Annotated in this window: 16 protein-coding genes; 12 read left to right on the forward strand and 4 right to left on the reverse strand. The window is 75.2% G+C overall.

Annotation, left to right across the window (positions count from 1 at the left end):
• Nucleotides 1–330: 330 nt before the first annotated feature.
• The 4 genes from ACIF8T_RS10685 (at nucleotide 331) to ACIF8T_RS10700 (ending at nucleotide 8,253) form a co-directional block, all read left to right on the forward strand.
• Complete coding sequence (locus ACIF8T_RS10685) at nucleotides 331–3,396, forward strand: BTAD domain-containing putative transcriptional regulator (protein WP_400033346.1); 3,066 nt, start codon at nucleotides 331–333, stop codon at nucleotides 3,394–3,396.
• Between the two features lie 163 nt (nucleotides 3,397–3,559).
• On the forward strand, nucleotides 3,560–5,467 hold the full coding sequence (locus ACIF8T_RS10690; protein ID WP_400033348.1) for a RiPP maturation radical SAM C-methyltransferase: 1,908 nt from the start codon (nucleotides 3,560–3,562) through the stop codon (nucleotides 5,465–5,467).
• A gap of 68 nt (nucleotides 5,468–5,535) precedes the next feature.
• Nucleotides 5,536–6,135 carry a DUF5825 family protein gene (locus ACIF8T_RS10695; protein ID WP_400033350.1) on the forward strand — a complete coding sequence of 200 codons (600 nt, stop codon included), beginning with the start codon at nucleotides 5,536–5,538 and terminating at the stop codon, nucleotides 6,133–6,135.
• 327 nt (nucleotides 6,136–6,462) lie between these two features.
• A complete protein-coding gene (locus tag ACIF8T_RS10700; RefSeq protein ID WP_400033352.1) occupies nucleotides 6,463–8,253 on the forward strand; it encodes a serine hydrolase in 1,791 nt (596 codons plus the stop codon).
• A gap of 30 nt (nucleotides 8,254–8,283) precedes the next feature.
• Here the strand turns inward: ACIF8T_RS10700 and ACIF8T_RS10705 are convergent, their stop codons facing one another.
• The 4 genes from ACIF8T_RS10705 to ACIF8T_RS10720 form a co-directional block, all read right to left on the reverse strand.
• Nucleotides 8,284–8,475, reverse strand: a complete 192-nt coding sequence (locus tag ACIF8T_RS10705) for a DUF2795 domain-containing protein (protein WP_400033354.1) — start codon at nucleotides 8,473–8,475, stop codon at nucleotides 8,284–8,286.
• A 157-nt stretch (nucleotides 8,476–8,632) separates the two neighbouring features.
• A complete protein-coding gene (locus tag ACIF8T_RS10710; RefSeq protein WP_400033356.1) occupies nucleotides 8,633–10,210 on the reverse strand; it encodes a phytoene desaturase family protein in 1,578 nt (525 codons plus the stop codon).
• Between the two features lie 68 nt (nucleotides 10,211–10,278).
• Nucleotides 10,279–12,480 carry a tetratricopeptide repeat protein gene (locus ACIF8T_RS10715; protein ID WP_400033358.1) on the reverse strand — a complete coding sequence of 734 codons (2,202 nt, stop codon included), beginning with the start codon at nucleotides 12,478–12,480 and terminating at the stop codon, nucleotides 10,279–10,281.
• Between the two features lie 608 nt (nucleotides 12,481–13,088).
• On the reverse strand, nucleotides 13,089–13,463 hold the full coding sequence (locus ACIF8T_RS10720; RefSeq protein ID WP_400033360.1) for a ferredoxin: 375 nt from the start codon (nucleotides 13,461–13,463) through the stop codon (nucleotides 13,089–13,091).
• Nucleotides 13,464–13,587: 124 nt separating this feature from the next.
• On the opposite strand from ACIF8T_RS10720, the gene ACIF8T_RS10725 reads away from it, so the two are divergent.
• The 8 genes from ACIF8T_RS10725 to ACIF8T_RS10760 all read left to right on the forward strand — a co-directional run bounded on the left by ACIF8T_RS10725 (nucleotide 13,588) and on the right by ACIF8T_RS10760 (nucleotide 19,473).
• Nucleotides 13,588–13,992, forward strand: a complete 405-nt coding sequence (locus tag ACIF8T_RS10725; protein ID WP_400033362.1) for a ChaB family protein — start codon at nucleotides 13,588–13,590, stop codon at nucleotides 13,990–13,992.
• A gap of 37 nt (nucleotides 13,993–14,029) precedes the next feature.
• Nucleotides 14,030–14,395 (forward strand): DUF6479 family protein, encoded by a 366-nt coding sequence (locus ACIF8T_RS10730; RefSeq protein ID WP_400033364.1) that lies wholly within the window; start codon nucleotides 14,030–14,032, stop codon nucleotides 14,393–14,395.
• A 67-nt stretch (nucleotides 14,396–14,462) separates the two neighbouring features.
• Nucleotides 14,463–14,822, forward strand: coding sequence for a hypothetical protein (locus tag ACIF8T_RS10735; RefSeq protein WP_400033366.1), 360 nt, complete (start codon nucleotides 14,463–14,465; stop codon nucleotides 14,820–14,822).
• Between the two features lie 246 nt (nucleotides 14,823–15,068).
• Nucleotides 15,069–15,575, forward strand: a complete 507-nt coding sequence (locus tag ACIF8T_RS10740; RefSeq protein WP_400033368.1) for a SigE family RNA polymerase sigma factor — start codon at nucleotides 15,069–15,071, stop codon at nucleotides 15,573–15,575.
• Between the two features lie 11 nt (nucleotides 15,576–15,586).
• A complete protein-coding gene (locus ACIF8T_RS10745; RefSeq protein WP_400033370.1) occupies nucleotides 15,587–16,159 on the forward strand; it encodes a cellulase in 573 nt (190 codons plus the stop codon).
• A gap of 348 nt (nucleotides 16,160–16,507) precedes the next feature.
• Complete coding sequence (locus tag ACIF8T_RS10750; protein ID WP_400033372.1) at nucleotides 16,508–17,806, forward strand: glycosyltransferase; 1,299 nt, start codon at nucleotides 16,508–16,510, stop codon at nucleotides 17,804–17,806.
• The gene (locus ACIF8T_RS10755) at nucleotides 17,803–19,071 is read left to right on the forward strand and encodes a hypothetical protein (protein ID WP_400033374.1); all 1,269 of its coding nucleotides are present in this window, start codon (nucleotides 17,803–17,805) and stop codon (nucleotides 19,069–19,071) included. The genes ACIF8T_RS10750 and ACIF8T_RS10755 overlap by 4 nt, the downstream gene beginning before the upstream one ends.
• Before the next feature lie 132 nt (nucleotides 19,072–19,203).
• The gene (locus ACIF8T_RS10760; protein WP_400033376.1) at nucleotides 19,204–19,473 is read left to right on the forward strand and encodes a hypothetical protein; all 270 of its coding nucleotides are present in this window, start codon (nucleotides 19,204–19,206) and stop codon (nucleotides 19,471–19,473) included.
• Nucleotides 19,474–19,521: the final 48 nt, after the last annotated feature.

A 19,521-nucleotide genomic window follows, 5' to 3' on the forward strand; every position in this document is an offset into this window, starting at 1 on the left:
CGTGCGGGACCACCCATTCCGCGGTGTCCGGGCCGGTGAGGTCGCTTGCCGGCCCAGGGCCGGCGGTGTCCGCAGTCACACCTTCGGGGTCCGCATTCGTGGTCATTTGAACTGCAGCTTCCGTCGGCGTCCGAGGTGTAATGAGCTTTTCACTGACCGCTACCGTTTGACTTCCGCCGGGCTTCCTGCCGTGCGGTATCGTCCAGAAACGCAGTTCATCAGTGGGGGGTGTCCCGTGACCGCGTCGAGCGGACGGGATGGGAAGGAAGCTGCGTGATATTAGAGTTCCGTGTCCTCGGGCCGATCACGGCGTGGCGCGAGGGACTGACAGTGAGACTCAACGGGCGCAAGACGAGATCGGTGCTGGCGGCGTTGCTGCTCCGCTCCGAGCACGTGGTCCCGGTGGAACGGCTCGTCGCGATCCTGTGGGGGGAAGCGCCGCCGCCGACCGCCGTGGCCCAGATCCAGAAGTGCGTGTCCCAGCTGCGCGGTGAGCTGGGGCCCGACCTGATCGTCCGGTCGGGCAACGGCTACCGCCTCCAGCTCGGTGAGCACCGGTTCGACCTGCGGACCTTCGACCGGGCCGTCGCGGACGCGAGGGCCGCGCTCGCGCAGGACCGTCAGCTCGACGCGGTGGAGGCGTACTGCGCCGGACTCGCCCAGTGGCGTGGGGAGCCCCTGGCCGACGGTACGGAGGAGTTGATCCGGGCCGAGTCGCCGGCGTTGGAGGAGCGCCGCATCGGGATCGTCATAGAGCGCATCGAGGCGGAGCTCTCCCTGGGCCGCCACGGCGAACTCGTCAGCGAGCTCAAGGCGCTCGTCGGGGAACAGCCGCTGCGGGAACGGCTGCGCGGTCAGCTGATGCTGGCGCTCCACCGCTGCGGCCGGGTGGCCGACGCGCTCGCGGTCTACCAGGCCGGGCGCACCCTGATCGCCGACGAGCTCGGCCTGGAACCGGGGAGCGAGCTCCAGCGGCTCCACGAGGCGATCCTGGTCGGCGACCCCGGTCTCGACCTGCCCCGCAAGGCCGCCGACGAGGTGCCCGAGCGCGTCTGGTCTCCCATCGTCCCGGTCGTGCCGGCCCAGCTTCCGCCGTCGATAGCCGACTTCACCGGACGCGCCGACCAGGTCGGCCGCATCCGCGAGACGCTGACGACGGGCGACAAGGAGTCACTGGCGCTCGTCGCCCTCTCGGGCAAGGGCGGGGTCGGCAAGTCCACCCTCGCGGTGCAGGCCGCACGCCGGGTGGCCGATCAGTTCCCCGACGGGCAGCTGTACATACGCCTGCGCACGGCGGACGCCCGGCCGCTCGACCCCTTCGTGGCGCTCAAACGCTTCCTGCGCGCGCTCGGCGTCGGGGAGGAGGGCATCCCGGACTGCCTGGAGGGGCGCAGTGAGCTCTTCCGCAGCCGGACCGCCTCCTCCCGGATGCTCATCCTGCTCGACGACGCCGTCAGCGAGGCGCAGGTGAGACCGCTGCTCCCCGGGTCGCCCGGCTGCGTCGTGCTGATCACCAGCCGGCCGCGGCTCACCGGACTGGAGTCCGCCACCCACATCGGCCTCGACGTGTTCAACGCGGAGGAGTCCGGGACCCTGATCGAACGGATCGCCGGAAGGCACCGTCTCGCCGGGGACGAGGCCACCACGGCGGAGATCGCCCGGTTGTGCGGATACCTGCCCCTGGCCGTCCGGATCGCGGCCGCGCGGCTCGCCCAGCACTCCCGGGGCGGCATCACCCGGTTCGCCCGCCGCCTGGCCGACGAGCGGCGGCGGCTGGACGTGCTGGTCTCCGGCGACCTCGAAGTGCGGGCCACGCTGAAGACCGGCTACCAGGAGCTGGAGCCGCGCGAGCGCGAGGCGTTCTGCCTGCTGGGCCTGATCGACGCGCCCGACTTCGCGTCCTGGCTGCTCGCGCCGTTGCTGCGCGTCACCATCGACGAGGCCGAGGACCTGATCGAGGAACTCGTCAGCACCCAGCTCCTCGACATCGTCGGATGCGATGCCGCCGGGCAGACCCGGTACCGGTACCACAATCTGGTCCGTCTCTACGCCAAGGAACGGGCCCAGGCGGAGTACTCGCAGTCGCAGTGCCGCGAGGCGCTCGCCAGGGTGCTGGAGGGGTGGCTCACCCTGTCCACCACGGCGGCGCAGCGCATCACCGGTGCGGGATCCCAGGGACGGCCGACCGCGGCGCGGGGCGCGGCGAACCGCTACGACGGCTTCGACCGCTCCGACGTCGACTACATCGTCGAGGACTCCTACCTCTGGTTCGAGGCCGAGCGTCCGGCGCTGGCCTCCGCGGTCGCGATGGCCTGCTCGAACGGGTTCGGCCGGATCGCCTGGGAGCTGGCCGACAGCATGACCGGCTTCCTGGAGCTGCGGCACCTCTACGACGACTGGGAGCTCAGCCACCGGCTCGCCCTGGCGGCGGCCGAAGCCGACGGCGACACCGTCGGTGTCGGTGTCATGTCCTTGCGGCTGGCCGCTCTGCGGTGCATCCGCAGGGAGCCCGAGGCCGGCCTCGGCCTCGCCGACCGGGCGGCCGCCGTCTTCGAGGACCTGGGCCTCGGTGCCCTGGAGAGCGAGTGCCGGGTGATCCGTGCCGCGGCGCTGCGGGCGCTGGGCCGGCTGGGGCCCGCCCTCGCCGAGGTGACGCAGGCCGCCGAGTCCGCGCTGGCCTCCTCCAGCCGGCTCGTGCAGGCGTTGGCCGCCCGCGAACTGGGCACGATCCACTACGAGGAGGGGCGCTGGGAGCTGTCGTCGGCCGCCTTCCAGGAGGCGGTCCGGTTCAGCCGTCTGGCCGGCAACAGGCGCGAGGAGGCCCTCGCGCTGCGGCACTGGGCCATCGTGCTGCGCCACCGCGGGGAGCTCCAGGAGGCGAGGGAGAAGGCGGAGACGGCCCTCGCGGCGTTCCACGAGCTGGGGGACCGTCCCTACGAGGCGTTCAGCGGCCTCACCCTCGGTCTGATCCTGCTGGAGCTGCGCGACCCGTCCGCCCGGCGGTTCATCGAGGAGGGGCACGCCGTCCTGCGGGACATGAACCTGGAGTTCGGGATGGGCGAGCTCTTCTACGTGCTGGCCTCCCTGGAACTCGCCGACGGGCACCTCGACCGGGCCGTCGAACGGCTGGCCCAGTCCATCCGGCTGCTGGGCGTGGAGCCGGTCCACCACGTGCTGCTCTCCGCCGTCGAGCTGCTCTGCCAGGCGCTGGAAGCCGGGGACCCGGTGGTGGGCCGGGTGCTGCGCGCGGAGCTCGCCGAACTGTCCGCCTGCGTCGGCGCACCGGTGCCCGCCCACCGTCTCGAGTCGATCCTCGCCCAGGTTTCACGCAGAGTCATCGGAAGGAATCCGGTAGTGACCCTGTCTAGGGTTCCCGTCCTGCAACCGATCCCCTGATCACGGAAACGGACGGCGATCATCGTGAAGAAGACCACCATCCACGTCGACCCACGCACCACGGCGGAGAAGAGGAGAGCCGGCACGGACGTCATCGGCGTGCGCAGGATCCTTGCGGCGGAAGGACTCTGAGACCGACCGGAGGGCTGCTCAGCACATGCGTATGACTCTCGTGAACATGCCGTGGGCCTCCTTGGACACTCCCTCCCTCGCGCTGGGGATCCTGCATTCCATCGGCCGCTCCCACCGGGCGGACGTGGAGACGGTCAACGCCAACCTGGACTTCTTCGACTGGGCGGCGGAAGCGATCGGGCTGAGGGTCGAGGACTACGAGTTCTTCGCCAGTCACGCGTACTTCGAAGGCTATGGGGACTGGGTGTTCTCCAGCGCCCTCCACGGTGTTCCGGCGTGGAGGGTGCGCGAGTTCGAGGAGCGGATGGCGTCGGGCCTCAGCCCCCGCCTGCGGGCCGTGAGCCTGGCCCTGCACGAGGCGTCCGCGCGGTTCGTCGAGGAACTGGCCGCGCGGATCGCCGGCACCCGTCCGGACCTGGTGGGCTTCACCACCACGTTCCAGCAGAACACGGCCGCCCTGGCCACGGCCGCGGCGGTCAAGAGGCTGTCGCCGGGCACCGCCGTGGTGCTCGGCGGCGCCAACTGCGACGGGCCGCAGGGGGCGGCCCTGCACCGCAACTTCCCCGCCGTCGACTACGTGGTGCGCGGCGAGGCCGAGCGGGCGTTTCCCGCGTTGCTCGGCGTGCTCCGCGGCGAGGTGGAGCCGGCGACGATCCCGGGGCTGTGCTGGCGCGGGGAGGACGGCGCGCACCGGGCGAACGCGATGTCCCGGCCCCCGCTCCCGCCCGGCGAGTTGAGGCAGCCGGACTACCGGCCCTACTTCGCCCGGGTGCAGACGTCCGCCGCCCGCTCCAGCATCGAGCCGAAACTGGTGCTGGAGGGCTCGCGCGGGTGCTGGTGGGGCGAGAAGCACCACTGTACGTTCTGCGGACTCAACGGCTCGTCGATGTCCTTCCGCAGCAAGGCTCCCGAGACGTTCCTGAGCGAGATCGTGGAACAGGCCCGACGGCACCAGGTGCTCGACGTCCTCGTCGTGGACAACATCCTCGACATGGGCTACCTGCGGAGCCTGCTGCCCGCTCTGATCGACCTCGGCCACGACTTCCGGTTCCACTACGAGATCAAGTCCAACCTCCGCCACCGCCATCTGAAGACGCTCGCCGACGCCGGCGTCGTGCAGGTGCAGCCCGGTATCGAGAGCCTCAGCAGCCGGGTCCTGCGCCTGATGGACAAGGGCGTCACCGGCTGCCAGAACGTGCGCCATCTGCGGGACGCCCAGTCCGCCGGCCTCTGGGCCACGTGGAACTACCTCTACGGGTTCCCCGGCGAGCAGGAGTGCGACTACACCGAGGTGATCCGGCAGCTCCCCGCCCTCGCCCATCTCACCCCGCCGGACGGCGTCACCCGCATCGAGATCGAGAGGTTCAGCCCTTACTTCGACCGGCCGGAACTGGGCTTCGCCCCGCTGCGGCCGGCCGCGCACTACGCCGTCGTGTACGACCTGCCGGAGACGGAACTGCACGACCTGGCCTACCTCTTCGACGCCCCGCACGCCGGCATCGACGAAACCGTCGCGAAGGAGCTCGGCGCCGCCGTCGAACGGTGGCGCGACCTGCACCTCCACAGCAGCCTCACCCGTCACGACATCGGATCGAGAATCGTGCTGACGAACCGGCGGGAACACTTCGACTGGACGACGAGGAGCATCACGGATCCGGTCGAGGTGGCCGCGTTCCGGCTCCTGGAGGATCCCCGGAGCGTCCAGTCGCTGACCCACCGGCTCAGCGCCAGATTCACCGCCAGCGTCTCCCCCGCCCGGGTCGCCGCACTGCTCGCGGAGTGGGGCGAGGCCGGGCTCCTGTACGAGGACGCCGACCGGTACGTCCACGTCGTGCCCCTGGCCACCAACGCGGAGCTGACCCGCCTCGGCGGTTCCGCCCCGGACCTGACCTGTGACTTCGCACGGGCCGCCGGCCCCGGGCCCGAGGACGTCTCGTGATCCCCGCCCGCAAACCGGTGATCGACCTCTGGCGTGACTACCGGGACCACGCGCGAACGCTCCCGGGCATGCATCTCGGCAGCATCGCCCTCTCCGACGCCTCCGCGGACGCGGCGGGCACCGCTCATGAGCTGTACCGCACGGGCGTGCGCAGGGCCGAGTTCAGCGCCCTGGTGGACCTGTCCCCGGCAGCCGAGCCGCTCTGCGCCGTGCGGGCCTTGGACCTGGTCCGGGAGCTGACCGCCTGGGGCGTCGTCGTCGACTGGCGCGTACGGCTGTCCGACGCGGGGTCGTGCCGGACCGGCCCGTCGGCGTTCACGCTCAGCCATCTCTACCCACCGTCGCGGATCGAGGGGCCGGCCGACGCGGCGGAACTCCGGTCGGCCTGGGCCGAAGGCTTCTTCCTGGGCAAGTGTCTCGTCCGGAAGGGGCCCGGCTTCCTGGAGATCCGCGATCACCGGCCCGGGGTGCTGAACCGGATCGTGATCGACGCACCGGACTACCTCGCCGCGGTGGAGGCGGTCCGGGCGGTCCCGTCGGCCGACGGCATCGACCCCTGCGTCCGTGCCGATCTCGCGGCGGAGTCCCTCCTGCTCGGCGTCGGCGACCTGTGGTGGTGGGCGCCCCACCGCCCCCACCGCTGGCCGCAGCCGCCTTTCCGGGTCTGACCGGAGCTCCGCCGTGCGGCCCGGCAGCACCTGGGCCGCCTCCGACGGCCCGGAGGCCGTGGCGGGGAGGGACAGGACGGTCGCGTGCACGTGGACGGCCGAAGGGTCCGGAAGACGGGGTGCCGCTCGGGGTTGCCGGGCGGCCGGAGCGCGGCCTCGCCGTGCAACTCCGTTGCCGCGTCGCGGTTCTGCCGTGGCGTGTTCCCGCCGGGCGCGTCCTCACCGTGGGGCGCGCGGTCGGTGGGCGTGTGCGCCGGCGGTTCACCCGGGTGTGCGCCGGACATACTTCCGGGGGACGTCCGGACGGCTCGGCGGGAGGGATCCTCGGTGACCGGAGGCGCAGCGGACGGGGCGGGAGCGGCCGGCGGGCCGACGCGCCGTCACCTCGGAGCGGCGGCACTGGCGCTGGGCGGCGCCCTGGCCCTCGCGCCCCTGCCGGCCGGACCGGCCGCCGCCGCGGACCGGACCCGGAAGCCCGTCCTGCGCCCGGGGTCCCCCGAGCGCGCCGGACTGCTGCGGGCCCCGCTGCGCGGGCTCGTCGCCGACGCCGAGGCCTTCCTCGGCCCCTCCCCCCGGCGCCCCTGGTACGCCGGTGCCGTGCTGCTCGCGGGCCGGGGCGGCACCGTGGCGCTGCACCGGCCGATCGGCATGGCGGTGCGTTACCAGGCGTACGACGAGACGACCGACACGGGCGTGGAGTTCCCGGCCGACCGGCAGATCCCGATGGCCGAGGACACCGTGTTCGACCTGGCGTCGGTGTCGAAGCTGTTCACCTCCCTCCTCGCCGTGCAGCAGGCGGAGCGGGGCGCGCTGGAGCTGGGGGCGCGGGTCGCCGCGTACCTGCCGGAGTTCGGCCGGGCGGGCAAACAGGACGTGACGATCCGTCAATTGCTGACCCACACTTCCGGGTTGCGCGCCTGGCTCCCGCTGTACGACGCGCCCACCCGGGAGGAGAAGCTCGCCCGCGTCCTCGGCGAGGCGCCGGTCAGCCCGCCGGGCACGGCGTACCTCTACTCGGACCTCAACCTGATCTCGCTCCAGCTGGTGCTGGAGCGGGTCACCGGCCGGACCCTGGACGTCCTGCTCCACGACGAGATCACCGGCCCGCTCGGCATGCGCCGCACCCGTTACAATCCGCCCGCGTCCTGGCGGCCGGGCATCGCGGCGACGGAGGACGCCCGCCGGCCGTGGTCCGGGCTGGACCGGGGCCTGGTGTGGGGCGAGGTGCACGACGAGAACGCCTTCGGCCTCGGCGGGGTGGCGGGCCACGCGGGGGTGTTCTCGTGCGCGTGGGACCTGGCGGTCCTCGGCCGCACGCTGCTCAACGGCGGTGTCCACGGCCGGGCGCGGATCCTGGCGCCGGAGTCCGTGGAGCTGCTGTTCACCGACTTCAACACGGCCTTCCCCGGCGACGAGCACGGCCTCGGCTTCGAGCTGTACCAGCACTGGTACATGGGCGCGATGGCCACGCCGCGCACCGCCGGGCACACCGGCTTCACGGGGACGTCGCTGGTGCTCGACCCGGTGACCGACTCGTTCCTCGTGGTGCTCGGCAACTCCGTTCATCCGGTGCGCGGTTGGCGGTCCGGCTCGGCGCCCCGGGTGGCCGCCGCGAACCGGCTGGCGCGCGCCGTGCCGGTCCGCCCGGTCCGGGGGCGCACGGCGTGGTTCTCCGGGATGGCGAACGACGCCGCCGCGACCCTCGCGCTGCCCGCGCTGGACACCTCCCGGGGCGGAGCGCGGCTGCGCTGCGCGCTGTGGTGGGACACCGAGCCGACGGCGGACGCGCTGGTGCTGGAGGCCTCGGCGGACGGCGGCGCGGCCTGGCGGCCGGTGCCGTTCACGACGGCCCGCCGGGGCGAGGAGCCCCGGACGCACCCGTCGGGCACGGTCACCGGCTGGTCGGGCCGCGTCTGGCACCGCCTCGCGGCGGACCTGCCCGCCGCGAGGCGGCTCACCCTGCGCTGGCGGTACGCCACGGACCGGCTGTACACGGGCCGGGGCGCCTATGTCGACGGGCTGCGCGTGGAGGCGGCCGACGGCGTCCTGTTCGACGAGGTCCGCCCGGCGGACGCGGCACGCGTCCGGGCCGCGGGCTGGACGCCGTCGGCCGACTAGGCGGTCACCGTTCGGCGACCGGCCGTCGCCCTACTGGTTGAACACGGCCTTCTGGACCTCGTTGGGGCCGTCGAAGTGGTCCTGCTTCAGGCCGTCCAGGCGGCTGACGACCTTGTCGTCGGCCTTGTTCTTGCGGGCCTGCTCGACCAGGTGCTGCTTGTCGGTCGGGTAGTCCATGCCGCTGAGGGCCTTCTGCAGGTCGATCGGGCTGAGGTCGGCCATGGGAGCCTCCCGTGGGGTGGACGGCCGCCCGCACGGGGCGACCGATTCGTGCGGTTTGCTTCGCTTTGCCGGAGTGCCCCGCTCGGAGACGGCCATGCAGCGACGGCCGTGCGGTCACGCTCGCGCACCGCGCGGGAGCCCTCCGGTGAACCCCCGCTCAGTCGCCCCGCGCCTCCAGCACCGCCATGGCCGCGTTGTGCCCGGGCACCCCGCTCACCCCGCCCCCGCGCACGGCTCCCGCCCCGCACAGCAGCACGCGCGCGTGCCGGGTCTCCACGCCCCAGCGGCCGGTGTCCTCCCGGGCGTGGGGCCAGGCCAGGTCCCGGTGGAAGATGTTGCCGCCGGGCAGCCGCAGGTCGCGCTCCAGGTCGAGCGGGCTCTTCGCCTCGATGCAGGGCCGTCCGTCCGCGTCGGTGGCCAGGCAGTCGGCAAGCGGCTCGGCCAGGTGGGCGTCGAGCTGGGCGAGGGTGGCCTTGAGCAGGTCCTCGCGCACGGCGTCGTTGTCCCGGGCGAACAGGCGGGCCGGGGCGTGCAGCCCGAAGAGGGTGAGCGTCTGGTAGCCCTGGGCGGCCAGGTCGGGGCCGAGGACGGTCGGGTCGGTGAGCGAGTGGCAGTAGATCTCGGAGGGCGGCTCGGCGGGCAGCTCGCCGGCGGCGGCCCGGGCGTGCGCGGCGGCCAGCTGCCGGTAGCCCTCGGCGATGTGGAAGGTTCCGGCGAACGCCTCGCGCGGGTCCACGGAGCGGTCGCGCAGCCTCGGCAGCCGCGTGAGCAGCATGTTCACCTTCAGCTGGGCGCCCTCGGCGGGGGCGGGCGGCGCGTCGCCGGTCAGCGCGGCCAGGGTGTGCGGGGAGGCGTTGACGAGGACGTGCCGGGCGGTGACGGTGCCCTCCGTGCCGGCCGTGCGGTAGGCGACCTCCGCGGTGCGGCCGTCCGGGTCGATCCGGACGGCCTCGTGGCCGGTGGCGATGACGGCGCCCGCGGCGCGGGCCGCGGCGGCCAGGGCGTCGGTGAGGGCGCCCATGCCGCCCACCGGCACGTTCCAGGCGCCGGTGCCGCCGCCGATCACGTGGTAGAGGAAGCAGCGGTTCTGCTTCAGCGAGGGGTCGTGGGCGTCGGCGAAGGTGCCGATCAGCGCGTCGGTGAGGACAACACCCCGCACCAGGTCGTCGGCGAAGTGCTCCTCGACGGTCACGCCGACCGGCTCCTCGAACAGGGCCCGCCAGGCGTCCTCGTCGTCGACGCGGCGGCGCAGTTCCTCGCGGGTGGGCAGCGGCTCGGTGAGGGTCGGGAAGACGCGCCGGGCGACCCGGCCGGTCATGGCGTAGAACCGCCGCCAGGCCTCGTACTCGCGGTCGGAGCCGGTGAGCCGGGCGAACGCCTCCCGGGTGCGCCGTTCGCCGCCGCCGACCAGCAGCCCCGTGGGCCGTCCGTCGCGCTCGGCCGGCGTGTAGGAGGAGACGGTCCGGGCGCGGACCCGGAAGTCCAGGTCCAGGTCCCGGACGATCTTCTCCGGCAGCAGGCTGACCAGGTACGAGTAGCGGGACAGCCGGGCGTCGACGCCCGCGAACGGCCGCGTCGAGACGGCCGCGCCGCCGGTGCGGCCGAGCCGTTCCAGCACCAGCACGGAGCGTCCCGCCCGGGCCAGGTAGGCGGCGGCGACCAGGCCGTTGTGGCCCGCGCCGACGACGACGGCGTCGTACGTCCGGTCCGTCCGGGGTGCCTCGGGTGCGGTCATGGTCCTTGGTAACACGCGGTGATCCGGGTCGGCCAGGGGGCGGGCGGGCGCTCGCGGGGTCCCCGGCGTCAGGAGGTGCGGCGCTGCCGCGGTCCCGCCGCCCTGTGGTGCGGTGCGGCGGCCCCGGGGCCGCGGCCGAGCCGTTCCAGGCAGTGGGCCTCGTCGTCGCGGGCGGCGAGGGTGTCGGGGTGGTCCGGTCCGAGGACCCGTTCGCGGGCGGCGGCCACGCCGCGGTACTCGGCCAGCGCGTCGGCCCACCGGCCGAGCCAGCCCAGCCCGACGGCGACCTCCCGGCGGCTGACCAGGGTGTCCGGGTGGTCGGGGCCGAGGACCCGCTCGCGCAGGGCGCACACCGCCCGGGACTCGGCCAGCGCCTCCTCCCACCGGCCGAGCCGGCCGAGGTTGACGCCGAGGCCGTGGCGGGCGCGCAGCGTCTCGGGGTGGTCGGGGCCCTGGACGCGGGTGCGATCCGCGACGAGGTCCCGGTAGAGGGCGAGCGCCTCGGTGCCGCGGCCGAGGCGGCCGAGGCTGATGCCGACCTCGTAGCGGGCGGCGAGCGTGTCGGGGTGGTCGGGGCCGAGGGCGCGGGCACGGGCCCCGGCGACCTCCCGGTAGGTCTCCAGGGCTTCGTCCCAGCGGCCCAGCCGGCCCAGGCAGTAGGCGACCTCGTACCGGGTGACCAGGGTGTCGGGGTGGTCGGGGCCGAGCACCCGGGCGCGGGCCGCGGCCACCTCGCACGCCACCCGGTGGGAGTCCTCCGGGCGGCCGAGACGGCCGAGGTTGAAGCCGAGGTTGTGCCGGCAGCGCAGGGTGTCGGGGTGGTCGGGACCCATGGTGCGCTCCCGTGCGGCGAGCACCGAGAGGTAGACCCGGTGGGCGTCGGACGGGCGGCCCAGCCGGCCGAGGACGTAGGCCATCTCCTGGCGGGCGGCGAGCGTGTCGGGGTGGTCTGCGCCGAGCACGCGGATCCGGGCCTCGGTCACGTGCTTGTAGGCGCGCAGCGCGTCGGCGGCCCGGCCGGTGCGGCTGAGGGTGAAGGCGACCTCGTAGCGGCTGGCGAGGGTGTCGGGGTGGTCGGGCCCGAGGAGGTGCTCGCGTTCGGCGGCGACCGCGCGGTGCACCTCTCCCGCCTCCGTCCAGCGGCCGAGCCGCCCGAGGCTCAGGCCCGCGTCGTGCCGGGCGGCCAGGGCGGCGAGGGCCTCCGGCGGCGGGGCGGGCCGCTCGGCGGGGGCGGGCCGCGCGACCCACTCGCCGGACAGGCCGGCCGCCGGGTCCGGGGGCGTGGCGCGCGGGCCGGCGCCGGCCGCCTTGTGGCCGGTGGTCATGCCGCGCGTCCAGGACGGCAGCCGCGCGCCGCGCGCCGCAGGGCCCGGGGCGGTGCCGGGGCCGGCGGCCGCCACGGTCGGCACGTACAGCGGGGCGGCGCGGTGCGCGCTGATCCGGCGGGCCAGTTCCCTGGCGTCCCCCGGGCGCTGTCCGGGTTCCTTGGCGAGCAGGTCGAGGATGATCCGGTCCAGGTACCCGGGCAGCCCGGGGCGGTGGTCGCGCGGCGGCCGGGGCGGGGTGTCGCGGTGGCCGACCAGGACGGCCCACGCGTCGTCGAGGTCGAACGGCGGTACACCGGTGGCGAGTTCGTACAGCACGCAGCCGAAGGAGTACAGGTCGCTGCGCTGGTCGACCTCCGTGCCGCTGATCTGCTCCGGCGACATGTAGTGCGGGGTGCCCATCGCGATGCCGGTGCCGGTCAGGCGGGAGGTGAAGCCGATGTCGTGGCCGAGGCGGGCGATGCCGAAGTCGCAGATCTTCGCGGTGCCGTCGCCGAGCCGCACGATGTTGGCGGGCTTCAGGTCCCGGTGCACGATGCCCTGTTCGTGGCAGTAGGCGAGGGCCGCGGCGACCTGTTCGGCGATCTCCACGACCTCGGCGACCGGCAGCGGGTGGTGCTTGTTGTCCTCCAGCAGCTGGCTGAGGTTGCGGCCCTCCAGCAGCTCCATGACCAGGTACAGCAGGCCCTCGGACTCGCCGAAGTCGTGCACGACGGTGATCCCGCGGTGCTGGAGGGCGGCGGCCACCCGCGCCTCGCGGCGGAACCGCTCCCGCAGCACCCGGGTGAAGGCCTGGTCGCGCTGCGGGCCGAGCGGCTTGAGGCACTTGACGGCGACGTGCCGGCCCAGCGACTCGTCCCGCGCCCGCCACACCTCGCCCATGCCCCCGCGCCCGATCAGGTCGAGCAGCCGGTACCGGCCGTGGATCAGCCTGCTGTCCCCCATCTGCCGCGCACGCCCCCGTCGCTGTCCGCCGCGCCCTCCCCTGGCCCGTCCAGTATGGCCACCTCTCGCCCGAGTTTGTACGGGGCCGGGCGAGCGGCGGGGCCGGGTCCGCCCGGGGCGCGCCCGATGTGCCCGGGCGGGAGCCGCCGGCGCGGACGGGCGGGGACGGTGCGCAGGGCGGTGCCGGTGGGGCGCGGTCGCCGGGTGGCGGCGGCGGGTGCGGGGGCCGCTCCGCCGTACAGCGCGTGGGCGCACGGCGGCGGGAAGACGTACGCCCCCTGCGCCGCCCGTCGTCCGGCACCTCGCGCACCGGGACCGGCAGCGGGGGCGCCGGCGGGCGGAGCGGCAGGTCGTCCGCCTCGCGGGACCGCGGCGGGTCGGGGCCGTCCCCGCGCGGAGCAGGCCGCCGGCCCGGCCCGGTACTGCGACGCGGGCACCGGCCCCGCCCGGGCTCCTCGGTGGTGCGTACGCCGTCGTGCCGGCGAAGCCGGCGACCCGCGTCGCCGGAGGCCGCCGTGCATCCGGCAGGTCACCGTGCGGCGGCCCCTCCGCATCCGTCCCGTGTCTCCCGGGGCTCTCCCTCGCGCACCTCCTCACGGGGACGGCCGTCAGCTCAGTGTCGCGAGGAAGTCCGTGCAGGCCCGGGCGCACGCCCGGCACGCCTCGGCCGTCTCCTCCGCTCCGGGATGCGCCTCGAAGACGCGCGCGCTCTCCAGGCACACCGTGCGGCACCACTCCACCTGCGCACGGATGCCCGCCTCGTCCACCTGGTTCTGCTCGGACAGCACCCGGCAGGTCGCGTCGCAGACCTCCGCGCACAGGATGCCCTTGCGCCGTACCAGGTCCTGGTTCTCGGTCCCGTCCGGGTCCACGAGGCTCGCGCGCAGCGCGCAGGCCCGCGCGCACTCCGTGCACGCCTGGGCGCAGGCGAAGCGGTCCTCGAGGAACCGGAACAGCTCCTGTTGCGATGTCGTCGATGTCACACCGCGCGGGTAGCCCCGGCCCCTCACGGTCAAACCGGCGTCCGCGCGGCGTCCGCGCCGTTTCCGGCCCTGCCCGCCGGGCACTCGTCCGGCCCGGACGCACGACGTCGCGGAGGTGGGTGCCATGCCCGGACGGCAAGAGATCCCGTCGACCCTGGAGCGCTCCTCCGAGGACGCCCGGCACGTCTGGATCAAGGCGCACGACTCGGCCGTGGAGCAGTACGGCGAGGGCGAGCGCGCGCACCGCGTCGCGTACGGCGCGCTGAAGCACCTGTACGAGAAGGTCGGCGACCACTGGGGGCGCAAGGAGGGCGGCCGCAAGGGCCCCTCGGACCCCCGCTCGGCCCGGCCCCGGCAGCAGGGCGGCCGCAGCGGCGAGGGCGTCGACGAGCAGGCCTCCAAGGAGCACCTGTACGGCCTCGCCCGGCGCCTCGGCGTCGCGGGGCGGTCGCGGATGTCGAAGGGGGAGCTGCTGGAGGCGGTCCGCAAGGCGAACCGTTCGCGGACCAGGGCGGCGCGGGAGAGGTGAGCCGGTTCACGGGGCGCTCCCCGGGTACTCGCGTGCCATGAATACCGCATGGATGGAGCTGGCCGCGGGCCGGGGAGCCCTCGGCGTCGGACTGATCGTGGCGGGTGTGGTGGTCCTGGCCCTGCTGCTGGGCGCCTTCGTGCTGGGCATCCGCGTCATGCGCCGGGAGTCGCCGACGCCGAGGCCGGAGGAGCAGCCCCGCATGCCGGCCGGGGGCCCGGTCCGCGAGACGCGTGAGGTCCGCGAGCCCGACGAGATGCCGCAGAGCGACACCCGGCTGACGCCGCACGAGCTGAAGGGCAACGGCCGGACGGGCGACCGGACCAGCCCGTCGCAGGAACGGCCCCGCTGGAACGAGGGCAGCAGCGGCTCCTTCGGCAGCGGCGGCCCGGGCGGGCGCTGAGCCGCACCGCCGGGGAGTCCCGGCTCCCCCGTCGGACACGACCACCCATCCCAGGGAAGCAAGAACCATGGCCGGCCACGCCGCCTCCGGCACCCTGCCGCCGGACCGCACCCGGCTCTCCGGGCCGCCGATCGGCGGCCCGGAGAGCCGGGTGCGGTCGGTGACCGCGGACGAGGCGGCGGAACTGCCGGCGTCCGGACGGTCGCACGCCGGCCGCCACCCGGCGACCGGGCCGCTGTCGAACCGGCTGGAGCAACCGCGCCAGGGCGCGCAGCCGGCGTCCGACGGCCGGGCCTGCGGGCGCCCCGGGCAGCGCGAGGGAGACGGGGGTTCCCCGGTCTCCCCCGCGGCCTCGCCGGAGCCGTTCCGCCCGTCGCCGCACGGCACCCCCGGCCGGTTCGGCAAGCCGGAGGGCGACCGCCACTAGACCGCTAGACCGCAGACCGCGTCCGGAGCGCGGCCGGAGAAGGGCCCGGGCCTCGTGCCCGGGCCCTTCGCGCTGCCCGGGCTCTTTTCGCCGCCGGGCCCTTCGCGCTGCCCAAGCCCTTTTCGCCGTCCGTGCCCCGCACGGCCTCGGTGGTGAGGTGGATCACACAGGAAGGGCGCATCGCGGGACGGGGTCCAGCGTCTTTAGCAGGGGTGCAGGGGGTTCGTCGGACGCGGGACGGTGGGGATGGAGCGATTTCGGGCGGACGGCTTCGACGCGTTCGTGGCCGCCCGGTGGTCGGCGTTGCTCCACGTCGCGCGGCTGCTGACCGGCGGGGACCGGCAGCGGGCCGAGGACCTGGTGCAGGAGGCCCTGGTCAAGCTGTGGTTCGCCTGGCCCCGGGTGGCCGACCAGGCGCCGGAGGCGTACGTCCGCCAGGTGCTGGTCCGGCTGGCGGCGCGCTCGGCCCGGCGGCGGTGGTGGGGCGAGCGCCCCGTCGAGCGGCTGCCCGAGCAGGCCGAACCCGGTGACGTGTCGTCCGCCGTGGCCGAACGCTCGCGCCTGGAGGCCGCCCTGGCCCTGCTGTCGCCGCAGCAGCGCGCCGCGGTGGTGCTGCGCTACTACGAGGACCTGCCCGAGGCGCAGGTGGCGCAGGCGCTCGGCTGCCCCGTCGGCACCGCCCGCTCGCACGCCTCCCGCGGCGTCGCCCGGCTGCGGAAGATCCTGTCCGGCACCGTCAGGACCGTGGGGTGAAGGGAGACGCCATGGACGACTTCGAGCGGGAACTGGCGCGGCTGATGCGCGACTCCCGGCAGCACGCCCCCTTCGAACCCCGGCACCGGCAGCGGCTGCACGAGGGCATCCGGGCCCGGCACCGCGCCCGGCTGCTGTGGCGGGCCGGCGGCTCCGCCGTCGCGGCGGCCGGGCTGTGTCTCGCCCTCGCCCTGCTGCCCGGCATGCTCACCGAGGCCCAGCCCGCCGATCCCGTGCCCCGGCCGACGACCAGCCCCCGGCCCCCGGTCACCACCGGACCCACGAGCCGGCCCCCCGACCCGAGCCGGAGCACCACGACGCCCCCGTCGGCCACCCCGCCCGCGACCGCGGACGCCGGCCCGGCCCCCGAGGTCACGACCCCGGGGAGGACCGCGGCGGGGACCACCGCACCGGCCACCCGGACGCCGCCGGCCACGTCCGGCGCGGGACCGGAAGACGGCGGCGCCACGACGACGCCGCCCGCGCCCCCCGCCACCCGGACGCCCACGACGACCCCGCCGCCGGACGCGGAGACGCGGGAGCCTTCCGCCTCGGCCGACGTGGAGGCGGAGGCGACCGGGTAGCGAAGCGGCCGGCGCGGCGTCCCGGCCCGCGTCGCGCCGCCCTCCCGGTCCGGGCCCCGACCGACCGCGTCGGGCTCCGCGCCCACCGCCGCACCGCGTCGCCGCACCGCGTGGCACCGCACCACAGCAGCACACCCACCGCACCGCACCGCACCGCACCGGACAGAACCGCACCACCGCCAGGCACCGCACCACCGCCAAGCAGCCCACCGCACCACCACCCCGCACCACCACCCGCCCCACCCCGCCCGCCCGTTGGGCGCCCCACCGCCCGGGCCCGTCGTCCGACCACTCACCCTCCGGGTGCCCCCGGCATGCCGTGGGCCGGAAAGAGACTGTGAACCAGCCATGAGAACCGCAAGGCGGCCGGCCCCGACCGGCCGCCGGACCCCCGATCCGCTCCCGGCCCCGGTCGCACTGCCGCGCCGCGCTCCGCTGCCCGCGCACCACCCGGACCCGGTCCTGGACGTGGTCGTCCCCGTCCACAACGAGGAGAACGACCTGGAGCCGTGCGTCCGGCGCCTCCACACCCACCTTGCGGAAACCTTTCCGTACCCGTTCCGGATCACCATCGCGGACAACGCCAGCACCGACGGCACCCCGCGCATCGCCGCCCGGCTGGCCGCCGAACTCCCCGGCACCGACTGGATCCGGCTGGCCGAGAAGGGCCGGGGCCGGGCCCTTCACACGGCCTGGTCGCGCTCCTCGGCCCCGGTGCTCGCCTACCTGGACGTCGACCTGTCCACCGACCTCGCGGCCCTGCTCCCGCTGGTCGCCCCGCTGATATCCGGTCACTCGGACATCGCCATCGGCACCCGGCTGGCCCGCGGCTCGCGCGTGGTGCGCGGCCCGAAGCGGGAGCTCATCTCCCGCTGCTACAACACCCTGCTGCGCGGCACCCTCGCGGTGGGGTTCAGCGACGCGCAGTGCGGGTTCAAGGCGGTGCGGCGGGACGTCGCCGAGCGGCTGCTGCCGCTGGTGGAGGACCGGTCCTGGTTCTTCGACACCGAACTCCTCGTCATCGCCGAGCGCGCCGGGCTGCGCATCCACGAGGTGCCCGTCGACTGGGTGGACGATCCCGACAGCCGGGTGCGGATCCTGTCCACGGCCCTGGCCGACCTGCGGGGCATCGCCCGGCTCGGCCGAGCCCTGGCCTGCGGCCGGCTGCCGCTGACCGCGCTGCGCCGCAGCGACGGCCTCGGCGCCGGGGACGGGGTGCCGCCCGGGCTCCTCCCCCAGTTGCTGCGCTTCGCCGCGGTCGGCGCGGCCAGCACCCTCTTCCACTTGCTGCTGTACACCGCGCTGCGGCCCGCGACCGGGGCGCAGGCCGCCAACGCGCTCGCCCTGCTGGCGAGTGCGGTCGCCAACACCGCCGCCAACCGCCGCCTCACCTTCGGCATCCGGGGCCGCACCGGGGCCGTGCGCCACCAGCTCAAGGGCCTGGCCGCCTTCCTGATCGGCCTGACGCTCACCAGCGGCGCGCTGGCCGTCCTCCACCACACGGTGCCCGCGGCCGGGGCCCGCGTCGAGCTCGCGGTCCTGGTCGCCGCCAACCTGGCCGCGACCCTGCTGCGCTTCCTCCTCTTCCGGGCCTGGGTCTTCCCCGCCCGGCACGACCGCCGTACGACGGGACCCTCCGTCTCATGACCACCGCCCCGGCCCCTGTGGCCGATCCACGGCCCTCCGGCGACGGCCGGCCCGGCCCCTCCCCCGCCCCGGGCCGCCGGCGGCGGCTGCGCCGCGCCGCCGCGCACCACGGGCCGGTGCTGGCGACGTACGGCGTACTGAAGCTGATGGGCTTCGGCGCCTTCCTGTTCCTGCTGGACTCCGCGGGCGACTTCCGCGAGAAGCACCCGCGCTTCGGCGGCGGCGCCCACCCCTGGGACGTGCTGGGCAGCTGGGACGGCTGGTGGTACCAGCAGATCGTCCTGCACGGCTACGACCCCGCCCTGGAGCCGATCCCCGGCGCCACCGGCCTGATCACCCTGCAGGGCAACTCGGCGGCGTTCTTCCCGCTGTACCCGGCGCTGATGCGCCTGGTCCGCGAGTGCACCGGCCTCGGCCCGTACGGCGCCGGCATGGCCGTGTCCGTCCTCGCCTCGTTCGTGGCCGCGCTCGGCATCCACGCCGTCACCGCGCGCCTCGGCGGGCGCCGGGCGGGTCTGATCGCGGTCGGCCTGTGGGCGGTGTGGCCCGGCTCCGGCGCGGAGTGGGCGGTCTACTCCGAGTCGCTCTACGTGGCCCTCGCCTCCTGGGCCTGCTACGCCGTGATGACCCGGCACTGGCTCACCGCCGGGGTGCTGACCTGCACGGCCGGGCTCAGCCGCCCCACCGCCGCCACCCTGGTGGCCGCCCTGGCCGTCGCCGCGCTGCTGGCCGTCCGCCGCCGCCGGGACGGGGTCGGACGCCCGCTGGCCGCGGTGGCGATCGCCCCGCTGGGCCTGGCCGGCTACCTCGCCTGGGTCGGCCACCGCATGGGTGACTGGAACGGCTACTCCAAGCTCCAGGACGGCGCCTGGGCCCACACGTTCGACTACGGCAAGCACACCTTCGACGTGCTGTCGTCCGTCCCGGTGGGCCACTTCGACTACCTCTTCGCGATGCCCTACCCGGACCTGATCGGGGTCGGCGTGGTACTGCTCGTGCCGGTGCTCACCGTGCTGCTGCTGCAGATCCGCCCGCCCGCCGTGCTCGTCGTCTACACGGTCCTGTCCTTCGCCATGGTGATGGGCACCCAGCAGTACTTCGCCAACGTCTCGCGCTACCTGCTCCCCCTCTTCCCGCTCTTCGTCCCCGTCGCGCTCGGCCTGCGCCGCCTCACCCTGCCCTCCCTGGCCGCCCTCCTCGGCGTCGCGGCGCTGGCCTCCGGCTCGTACGCCGGGTACGCGCTGTTCGAGCTGGGCGTGCCGTAGGCGGACGCCCGGGCGCGGGGCCCTGTACCGGCGCCGGCCCGAGGAGGAGAATCACGACGTGCACGCCTCAGGTCCCGGGGCGTGCGCGCACGGCGTCACCGGGGCGGAGCAGCAGGGCGAGGAGGCGGGCCGATGACCGTGGACGCGTCACTGCTCGTCCCCGTGCTCGGCGTCGCCGCCCTGGTCGTCAAGGCGGCGCTGGGCGAACTGCGCCGCCCCGGCAGCGCCCGCGAGCAGTGGGCCTTCGCCGCCGACCGCACGGCCCTGGCCGCCGGGGCCGCCGCGGCGGCGGCCGTCGTCCTGCTCGGCTGGAACCGGCTCGGCGTGACCGCGGTGGCCTGGGCCCTCCTCGTCGGCGCGCTGAGCGCCCAGCTGTTCCACCGCGCCGCACCCCGCCCCTGACCGGACACGGCCCGCTTCCGGCGGTCGCCCCGGGTCCCCGAGGCCCGC

Origin of the sequence: Streptomyces sp. NPDC085946, from assembly GCF_044540485.1 — a bacterium.
In the GTDB taxonomy this organism is placed as follows: Bacteria; Actinomycetota; Actinomycetes; order Streptomycetales; family Streptomycetaceae; genus Streptomyces.